10 protein-coding genes are annotated in these 9398 nt (G+C 64.1%); 3 read left to right on the forward strand and 7 right to left on the reverse strand.

Annotated elements, in window-relative coordinates; genetic code table 11:
- The coding region (locus EN949_RS28665; RefSeq protein ID WP_206534972.1) for a 4-hydroxythreonine-4-phosphate dehydrogenase PdxA at positions 1 to 605 on the forward strand (605 nt) is incomplete at its 5' end.
- A 10-nt stretch (positions 606 to 615) separates the two neighbouring features.
- A complete protein-coding gene (gene rsmA / locus EN949_RS28670; protein ID WP_127366167.1) occupies positions 616 to 1455 on the forward strand; it encodes a 16S rRNA (adenine(1518)-N(6)/adenine(1519)-N(6))-dimethyltransferase RsmA in 840 nt (279 codons plus the stop codon).
- 48 nt (positions 1456 to 1503) lie between these two features.
- On the opposite strand, the gene gmk is transcribed toward rsmA, so the two are convergent.
- The 7 genes from gmk to fabD all read right to left on the reverse strand — a co-directional run bounded on the left by gmk (position 1504) and on the right by fabD (position 8062).
- Positions 1504 to 2160, reverse strand: coding sequence for a guanylate kinase (gmk, locus tag EN949_RS28675; RefSeq protein ID WP_013532512.1), 657 nt, complete (start codon positions 2158 to 2160; stop codon positions 1504 to 1506).
- Between the two features lie 3 nt (positions 2161 to 2163).
- Entirely contained in the window at positions 2164 to 3054 is an 891-nt protein-coding gene (locus EN949_RS28680; protein WP_013532513.1) for a YicC/YloC family endoribonuclease, read from the reverse strand.
- A 155-nt stretch (positions 3055 to 3209) separates the two neighbouring features.
- Positions 3210 to 4475 (reverse strand): endolytic transglycosylase MltG, encoded by a 1266-nt coding sequence (mltG, locus tag EN949_RS28685; RefSeq protein WP_127366166.1) that lies wholly within the window; start codon positions 4473 to 4475, stop codon positions 3210 to 3212.
- A 102-nt stretch (positions 4476 to 4577) separates the two neighbouring features.
- A complete protein-coding gene (fabF, locus tag EN949_RS28690; protein WP_127366165.1) occupies positions 4578 to 5840 on the reverse strand; it encodes a beta-ketoacyl-ACP synthase II in 1263 nt (420 codons plus the stop codon).
- Between the two features lie 34 nt (positions 5841 to 5874).
- Positions 5875 to 6111, reverse strand: coding sequence for an acyl carrier protein (locus tag EN949_RS28695; protein WP_006203723.1), 237 nt, complete (start codon positions 6109 to 6111; stop codon positions 5875 to 5877).
- A gap of 211 nt (positions 6112 to 6322) precedes the next feature.
- Entirely contained in the window at positions 6323 to 7060 is a 738-nt protein-coding gene (fabG, locus tag EN949_RS28700) for a 3-oxoacyl-[acyl-carrier-protein] reductase (RefSeq protein ID WP_063171792.1), read from the reverse strand.
- 60 nt (positions 7061 to 7120) lie between these two features.
- A complete protein-coding gene (gene fabD, locus EN949_RS28705) occupies positions 7121 to 8062 on the reverse strand; it encodes an ACP S-malonyltransferase (RefSeq protein WP_013532517.1) in 942 nt (313 codons plus the stop codon).
- Between the two features lie 277 nt (positions 8063 to 8339).
- Between fabD and EN949_RS28710 the strand changes: the two genes are divergently transcribed.
- The coding region (locus EN949_RS28710; protein ID WP_245472526.1) for an LTA synthase family protein at positions 8340 to 9398 on the forward strand (1059 nt) is incomplete at its 3' end.

Raw genomic sequence — 9398 nt, forward strand, 5'->3', positions numbered from 1 at the left:
ATCTGGCGCATCTGGCGGCTCGGCACAGCGGCGTCGAGGCGATGCCGGTGATGATGCTGGCAGGGCCCGACCTGCGCACCGTTCCCGTCACCATCCACATAGCGCTGGCCGAGGTGCCGAAGGCACTGACCACCGAACTGATCGTCGCCACCGCGCGTATCACCGCTGCCGACCTTGCCGGCCGCTTCGGCATCGCCAGGCCACGGCTGGCGATTGCCGGGCTCAATCCACATGCCGGCGAAGGCGGCGCCATGGGCCTCGAGGACGAGCGGATCGTGCGCCCGGCGGTCGACATCCTGCGCGCCGAAAGCATCGACGCTTTCGGCCCTTTGCCGGCCGACACATTGTTCCATGTCCGGGCGCGGGCTGGTTACGACGCGGCCCTTTGCATGTATCACGACCAGGCGCTTATCCCGGCCAAGGCGCTGGCTTTCGACGAGGCGGTCAATGTCACGCTCGGCCTGCCCTTCATCCGCACCTCGCCCGACCACGGCACGGCCTTCGACATCGCCGGCAAGGGTGTGGCGCGGCCCGACAGCCTGATAGCGGCGCTGAAGCTTGCCCGGCGGCTGGCCGACACGAACACCAAGGCGGTTGCCGCATGAGATCTCGGACATGAGCATCGACGGGCTGCCGCCGTTGCGCGAGGTGATCGAGCGTCATGGGCTGCAGGCGAAGAAGGCGCTCGGCCAGAATTTCCTGCTCGACCTCAACCTCACCGGCAAGATCGCCCGCACCGCCGGCGACTTGTCCGATGCAACCGTCATCGAGGTCGGCCCCGGTCCCGGCGGGCTGACCCGCGCCTTGCTTGCCAACGGAGCGCGCCAGGTGATCGCCATAGAGCGCGACGAACGTTGCCTGGCTGCTCTTGCCGAAGTGTCCGACCACTATCCCGGCCGGCTGGAGGTTGTTTCGGGCGATGCGCTGAAGACGGATTTCACGGGCCTTGCCAGTCGAGCGACCGGCAATGGCGGCCCGGTCAAGATCGTGGCCAACCTGCCCTACAACATCGGCACGGAGCTGCTGGTGCGCTGGTTGACCGTCAGCGACTGGCCGCCTTTCTACACCTCGATGACTTTGATGTTCCAGCGCGAGGTGGCCGAGCGCATCGTCGCTCCCGCCGGCAGCGACAGCTATGGCCGGCTGGGGGTCCTTGCCGGCTGGCGGACGGAGGCGAGGATCGCCTTCGACGTACCGCCACAGGCATTCACGCCGCCGCCAAAGGTCACCTCCTCGGTGGTGCATCTTGTGCCGCGCCTGACGCCCCTGCCCACCGAGGTGAAGAAACTCGGCCGCGTCACAGAAGCCGCCTTCGGCCAACGTCGCAAGATGCTGCGGCAGAGCGTGAAGAGCCTCGGCGGCGAGGCCCTGCTCGACCGCGCCGGCATCGATCCGACACGCCGCGCCGAGACGCTCAGCGTCGAGGAGTTTGTAAGGTTGACAAACGCGGTGTAAGAAGCTGCCGATCTGCCCCCTCGTGGGGGAGATTGGCGCTTCACCGCCTCAACCCGTCTTCTCGTCCAACAGTCCCGAGACGAAATCGAACAGGCCTGGCCGGCGGTCGCGTCTCAGCCGCTCGGCGACGACGATGCCGCGCACTTCGGCGAAGGCGCGGTCGAGGTCGTCATTGACGATGACGAAATCATATTCCTTCCAGTGCTCAATCTCGTTGCGGGCGTTTTTCAACCGCGTTTCGATCACCGCTTCCTGGTCTTCGGCGCGGCGCTTCAGCCGTGCCTTCAACTCCTTCATCGACGGCGGCAGGATGAAGATCGAGACGATGTCGGCGCGCATCTTCTCCTTGAGCTGCTGGGCGCCCTGCCAGTCGATGTCGAACAGCATGTCGCGCCCTTCAGACAGCGCCAGTTCGGCAGGCTCGCGCGGTGTCGCATAGCAATTGCCATGCACCTCGGCCCACTCCAGCAGCGCGTCTGAATCACGAAGCCGCTCGAATTCGCGCATCGTCCGGAAATGATAGTGGACGCCTTCGATCTCGCTGCCGCGGCGCGGCCTGGTGGTGACCGAGACCGACAGTTCGAGGCTGGAATCGCTTTCCAGAAGATTGCGCGCGATCGTCGACTTGCCGGCGCCGGACGGCGACGACAGGACGAGCATCAGGCCCCGGCGGCGAATGCGGGACCCCAAATCCTTGGCAACCATCGGCTACTCCAGATTCTGGATCTGTTCACGAAACTGGTCGACCACCGCCTTCAGGTCCAGCCCGATCGCGGTGATGGCGGCGGCATTCGACTTGGAACACAGCGTATTCGATTCGCGGTTAAATTCCTGTGCCAGAAAATCGAGCTTGCGACCGACCGCGCCGCCGCCCACCAGCAGTGCCCGGCCGGATGCGACATGCGTTTTCAGCCGGTCGATCTCTTCGCGAATATCGGCCTTGGTGGCCAGGAACGCGGCCTCCATGTGCAGTCGGGTGGCATCCAAATTGGCGGAAGCGTCCATCAGCAGCCTGACCTGCTCGGCGATGCGTTCCCGGATCACCGCGGTCTCGCGGGATGGATCCACTTCTGCCCGCAGCGTCAGCGCCTCGATTGTGTCGATATGACCCGACAGCAGCAAAGCCAGCGCGGCCCCTTCGCCCTGCCGTGCCTGTTCGAGCCCGTTCAAGGCCACTTCGAGCGCGGCCATGATCGCGGCATCGAGCGCGGCCCTCGCCTCCTCGGTTTCGACAGTTTCGGGAATGTCGAGCACGCCGCGCAGCGACAGCAGTCCATCCGAGGTCGCCGCAGCAACGCCGAACTGCTCCTGCAGCCGCTTGGCGAGCCCGGCCAGGTCCTTCAGGAAGGCTTCGTTGACGACCGGCTGCGCCTGCGCGCCGACGGCACGGCCGATGGTCAGCGTCGCCTGAAAATTGCCGCGTGCAAAACGTTTCTGAAGTATCTGCCGGACAGCCGGTTCCAACCGCTCGAAGCCTTGCGGCAGCCGCAGCCGTACTTCGACGCTCTTGCCGTTGACGGACTTGACCTCCCAGGCGATCGAAGTGCCTTCGTGCTCGGCGACGGCGCGTGCAAAACCGGTCATGCTCTGCAAATTCATATCGCCCACACGTCCCTGGCACATTGCCCCGAACCGGCTTTCCGGACAGAGCAAGTGCTGCTTGAAAATGACTGCGCCGCAGCGCGTCGAAATCGGACGCGCGGCGCTCTTGCAAATGTCAGGGCGTCGCCTGTCGGGCAACGCCTTTCTTCATTCTACTGGGCAGCGCCCGCGTCACCGCCGCTGTCGTCGGCACCGTCAGCCGGCGCACTGTCGGCCGGCCCACCGTCCGCCGGCTTGACGGCATTGCTGTCGCCGCCGCCGGTCGTCTTGGCGGCTTTGGCGACGTCATCCGCCTGCTTCTTCTGCAGAGCGCGATAGCGGGCGACATTCTCGTTGTGCTCGTCCAGCGTCGCGGCAAAGACGTGCCCACCGGTGCCGTCGGCGACGAAATAGAGGTCGTCGGTCTTCGATGGGTTGGCCACCGCCTCCAGCGCTGCACGACCCGGATTGGCGATCGGCGTCGGCGGCAAGCCGTTGATCACATAGGTGTTGTAGGGGGTCTGTTTCTGGATATCCGACTGGTAGATCGGCCGGTCCGCCGGCTTTCCCTTGCCGCCGAACAACCCGTAGATGATGGTCGGATCGGATTGCAGGCGCATGCCCTTGGCAAGCCGGTTCAGGAAGACGGCGGCAACCCGTGAACGCTCGTCACCCTTGCCCGTTTCCTTTTCGACAATCGAGGCCAGCGTGACGAACTCCTCGACGTTGGCCAGCGGCAGGTCCGGCGCGCGCCGCTGCCAGACATCGTCAACCAGCTTCTTCTGATCCGCAAGCAGCTTGTCGACCATCTGCTGGCGTGTCGCGCCGCGCGTGAAGCGCAGCGTGTCGGTGGCGAGGCTGCCCTCCGGCGGCGTGGTTGCCGGCATGTCGCCGCTCAAGGCAGTCTCTTCGGCGATGCGCTGCAATGCCTGGTCGACAGTCAGTCCTTCAGGGATGGTCAGCGAATACATCACCGACTTGCCGCTCTTCAGAAGCTCCATGATATCGCGCATGGAAGCCCTGGGCTTGATCTCGTACTCGCCGGCTTTCAGCGCCGAATCATTGCCGAAGGCCCGCACGCCAAGGCGGAATACCCGGGCATCACTGATCAGTCCGCGGCGTTCGAGCTGGTCGGCGATATCCTGGACGCCGGTGTTCGGCTTGACCAGGAAGGTGTCGCCATTGGCGGAGGGTCCGGGCTCGGTGAATTCCTGCTTGCCGAAATAGACCGCGACGCCGGCCGCCAGAACCACCAGCATCACCGAGGAGATGACGAAGTTCATGAACACGACGACCTGGCTGCGTGACGCACGCGAGCGCTTCGGCGGCGGCGTGCCGGCCTCTGGCCGCAACGCCTCGCTGGCCGTTTTCGGCACGATCGGTCCGGATGTTGCCGGCCGTTGCCCGAATTCTCCGTTGCCTGCCGGATTTGTGTTCATTTCGCCCTACCGTTTGATCGCCCAACGAATCCCCAGCGGCAGAGTAGAGGCGAATATGGCAAAATTGGCGGCACGCCAAAGCGTCGCCCGGCAGCCGGACGATCAGCCATTGTAGCGCTGGAAGACCAGCGACGCATTGGTCCCGCCAAAGCCGAACGAATTGGACAGCGCCACGTCGATCTGGCGGGCGCGCGGCTTGTTCGGCACCAGGTCGATCGCGGTTTCGCGTTCGGGGTTGTCGAGGTTGATGGTCGGCGGCGCGACATTGTCCCTGATGGCAAGGATCGAGAAGATCGCTTCGGCGGCGCCGGCCGCCCCAAGCAGATGGCCGATCGACGACTTGGTCGACGACATCGAAATCTTCGATGCGGCATTGCCGACAAGCCGCTCGACAGCGCCGAGCTCGATCGTGTCGGCCATGGTCGAGGTGCCGTGCGCGTTGATGTAGTCGACGTCGGCAGGCGTAAGCTTGGCCCGGTTGAGTGCTGCCGTCATGCAACGGAAGGCACCATCGCCATCCTCGGCGGGCGCCGTGATGTGATGCGCGTCGCCGGTGAGACCATAACCCGTCACCTCGGCATAGATCTTGGCGCCGCGCGCTTTGGCATGTTCGAGCTCCTCAAGCACGACAACGCCGGCGCCCTCGCCCATGACGAAGCCGTCGCGGTCGCGATCATAGGGGCGCGACGCCGTTTGCGGCGAATCATTGCGTTCCGTCGACAGTGCCCGGCATGCGGCGAACCCGGCGATCGACAGCCGCGTCACCGGCGCTTCGGCGCCACCGGCGACCATCACGTCGGCATCGCCCCACATGATCAGCCGGGCAGCATCGCCAATGGCGTGCGCGCCGGTCGAACAGGCCGTGACGACGGCATGGTTCGGGCCTTTCAGCCCGTGCCGGATCGAAACCTGCCCGGAGACGAGATTGATGATCTGGCCCGGGATGAAGAAGGGGCTGATGCGGCGCGGGCCGCGTTCCTTGAGGATCATCGCGTTCTCGGCGATGCCCTCGATGCCGCCGATGCCGGAGCCGATCAGGACGCCGGTGGCGCATTGCTCTTCATGCGTCCTGGGTTCCCAGCCGGAATCCTTCAGCGCCTCGTCGGCGGCAGCAATCCCGTACAGGATGAAGTCGCCGATCTTGCGCAATTCCTTCGGCTCGAGCACGGCCTCGGGATTGAAGGTGGCATTGCTGCCGTCACCACGCGGAATGACGTGGGCGATCTTGCAAGCAAGATCCTCCACCTCGAACTCGGTGATGCGCTTGGCAGCGCTGCGGCCGGTCAGAAGCTCCTTCCAGCTGTGCTCGAAGCCCATGCCGAACGGCGACAGCAAGCCAAGGCCCGTGACGACGACACGCCTCATCGCAGGTCCTCCCCGGTGATGACTGCAGAAAGCGTCAGGCCGAAGCCTTGTCGATGTACTTCACGGCATCGCCGACGGTCAGGATGGTCTCGGCCGCGTCGTCGGGGATCTCGACGCCGAATTCTTCTTCGAACGCCATGACGAGTTCGACCGTGTCGAGGCTGTCGGCGCCCAGATCATCGATGAAGCTCGCCTGCTCCGTCACTTTGTCGGCATCGACGCCAAGGTGCTCGATGACGATCTTCTTGACGCGCTCTGCGGTGTCACTCATTTGGGCATCCTCGTCTTTTGTTTGTCTGTCTTCGTTAGCGGGCAGAATGCCGCTAATCAAGCTGAAAGATGGTCCTGCCGGAAACGCAACGACTACGGACCGATTTTTGCCCGAACCGCCGGGTTGCGGGCCGCATTACACGAAAAATAGCTGAGGTCCAAGCCGAAATGGTCTCTTTACACAACCCGCCGGCGTTGCTGCAGAACCTCGTTCAAATCATAGCCATGCCGCCATTTACGTGGATGGTCTGGCCGGTGACGTAGGCGGCTTCGTTGGAGGCGAGATAAGCGACGGCGGACGCGACTTCGACGCTGGTGCCCATGCGCCGCGTCGGGATCGCCGCCATGATCGCCTCTTTCTGCTTGTCGTTGAGCTTGTCGGTCATTGCCGATTCGATGAAGCCTGGTGCAACGCAGTTAACGGTGATGTTGCGGGTGGCGATCTCCTGCGCCAGCGACTTGGAGAAGCCGATCATGCCGGCCTTGGAGGCGCAGTAATTGGTCTGGCCGGGGTTGCCGGTCACGCCGACCACCGAGGTGATGTTGATGATGCGGCCATGGCGGCGGCGCATCATCGGATGGGTGAGTTCGCGGGTGAGCCGGAAAACGGCGGTCAGATTGACCTCGATCACGCTGTCCCAATCGGCATCCGACATGCGCACGAACAGCCCGTCCTTGGTGATGCCGGCGTTGTTGACCAGGATGTCGACGCCTTCGAGATCGGCCTCGGCTTTCTGGCCGAGCGCCTTGACCTCGTCACGGTTGGACAAATTGGCCGGGAACAGCTTGACCCGGTCGCCAAGCTCGCTAGCCAGCGCGTCCAATTTCTCGATGCGGGTGCCATGCAGGCCGACGATCGCGCCTTGCGCATGCAGCATCCGGGCGATCGCCTCGCCGATGCCTCCCGATGCGCCGGTGACGAGCGCCTTGCGGCCAGTCAATTCGAACATTTTTGTCTCCTGATTGAGAAGAGAACACCCCTTTTGCAGGGAATGGGATCAAATGGGGCTTTATGCAAGCGCTGCTAGCGTTGCCTCGACCTCAGCCGCCGAGCCGACCGACGCAGTGGCGATGTCGCGGTTGATGCGCCGCGCCAATCCCGAAAGCACCTTGCCGGCGCCAATCTCGTAAAGCGTGGTGACGCCATTTGCGCCGAACCACTCCACGGTCTCGCGCCAACGTACGCGGCCGGTTATCTGCTCGACCAGGCGGCGGGCGATCTCGTCCGGATCGCTGGTCGGGCTGACCGTGACATTGGAGAGGACGGGAACGACCGGCGCATTCTTTGTCACACCGGCGAGTGCGTCGCGCATGACGTTCGCGGCCGGCGCCATCAGCGCCGAATGGAAGGGCGCGGACACCTGCAGCATCAGTGCGCGCTTGGCGCCTTTCTCAGTGCACAGTTTCGCCGCCAGTTCGACCGCGGCCCTGGCGCCGGAAATGACCAGTTGGCCGCCGCCATTGTCGTTGGCGATCTGGCAGACGGAGCCTTTGGCGGCTTCCGCGCAAGCGGCTTCGACATCGGCCTGTTCCAATCCGATGATCGCCGCCATGGCGCCCTCGCCGGCCGGCACCGCCGCCTGCATGGCATTGCCGCGGATGCGCAGCAGCCTGGCGGCATCGGCAACCGAAACGAAGCCAGCGGCCGCGAGCGCCGAATATTCGCCCAGCGAATGACCGGCGACATAGGCGACCTTGCCTTTCAGCGAGAAGCCGCGCGATTCCAGCGCCCGGATCGCGGCCAGCGACACCGCCATCAGCGCCGGCTGCGCGTTGGCGGTCAGCATCAACGTCTCTTCCGGCCCTTCCCAGATCAGCTTCGACAGGTTTTCGCCGAGCGCGTCGTCGACTTCCTGGAAAATTCTGCGCGCCTCGGGAAAGGCCTCGGCGAGATCCTTGCCCATGCCGACTGCCTGGCTGCCTTGTCCAGGAAAGGTGAATGCAACGGCCATGCGCGGGCTCCCAAGGGCTGGTTTTTCTTGCCTGATAGACGAGTTTTTCTTGCCTGTGACGCAAGGCAGGCCGCCAAGTCAAGCCCGGTTCGACCCTGCTCGACGGCAGCTTCATCCGCCGAGTGCCTGTTCCGAAAGGCTTTTTGGCGATCACTCCTGATGAAAACCGCTCACGATTCGTTTGCTGGCTCTTCTTATTTTGGCCACAGGCGCTAGCTTTGCGTGACAATTCCATGACAATCGAGTGACGTGCTTGTCGCTGGGTGGGGAAGTTAAAGTGGCAAAGAGTTACAAACGCGCCGGCAAGGCCGCGCCACAGTTCCTGGAAGACGACCCCTCCACCGGCTATCTGCCGGGCAGGAGATGGCCGGTCGTGCGCTATGGGCTGATCAGCCTGGCGATCGCCGCCGTCCTGGTGTTTGCCATCGAACTGATCGTGCGCGGCGACTTTGCCGGCACGGTCTCCTTCTTCCTGCAGCCGCTCAAGCCGGGCTGGACCACCATCGTCGTGTTCGCGCTGATCCTGATCGGCCTCGATGCGGTGCTGGGCCGCAGCCATCAGAGCCTGATGATCGTCGCGCCACTGACGCTATCGCTTGCCTTCGTCGGCCACCAGAAGTCGCATTATCTCGGCGATCCGCTCTATCCGACCGATTTCCTCTATGCCCGCCAGATCTTCGCGCTGTTGCCGCTTTTGGTGCGCGACCGGCCGATGACCGCGCTCGCCATGGTCGTCGGCATCGTCGCCGGCCTGTCGCTGCTCGTCTATGGCTGGCGGATGTGGCGCCGCAAGGTTCCCGCACTCAGCCGCAAGGGACGCCTTGCGCGGCTGACGCTGGCAGTGCCGCTGCTCGCCTTCTTCGTTTCGATCATGGACTATGCCACGTTCTCCTGGACCAGGGACCGGTTGCAGATCATCCCGATCATGTGGGACCAGAAGGAAAACTATGCCTCCAACGGTTTTGCGCTGGCCTTTGCGCTCAATGTGCCGATGGCGCATGTCTCTGCGCCGCCGGGCTATTCCGACAAGGCGATCGCGGCGATCGCCAGGCCCGATGTGACCGCCTCGGTGCCGGCCGAGAAGCCTGACATCATCATCGTCATGAGCGAGTCCTTCTGGGACCCGACCAAGCTGCCCGGCGTCACCATCACGCCCGATCCGATCCCCAATGTGCGGGCGCTGCGCTCCGGCTCGATGTTCTCGCCGGAGTTCGGCGGCATGACCGCCAATATCGAGTTCGAGGCGCTGACCGGCTTCTCCAACGCGTTCCTGCCGGCCGGCAGCATCCCCTACCAGCAATATGTGCGCACGCCGACGCCGTCGCTGGCAACCTTC

Origin of the sequence: Mesorhizobium sp. M7A.F.Ca.US.007.01.2.1 (genome assembly GCF_003998165.1) — a bacterium.
Taxonomy (GTDB): Bacteria; Pseudomonadota; Alphaproteobacteria; order Rhizobiales; family Rhizobiaceae; genus Mesorhizobium; species Mesorhizobium ciceri.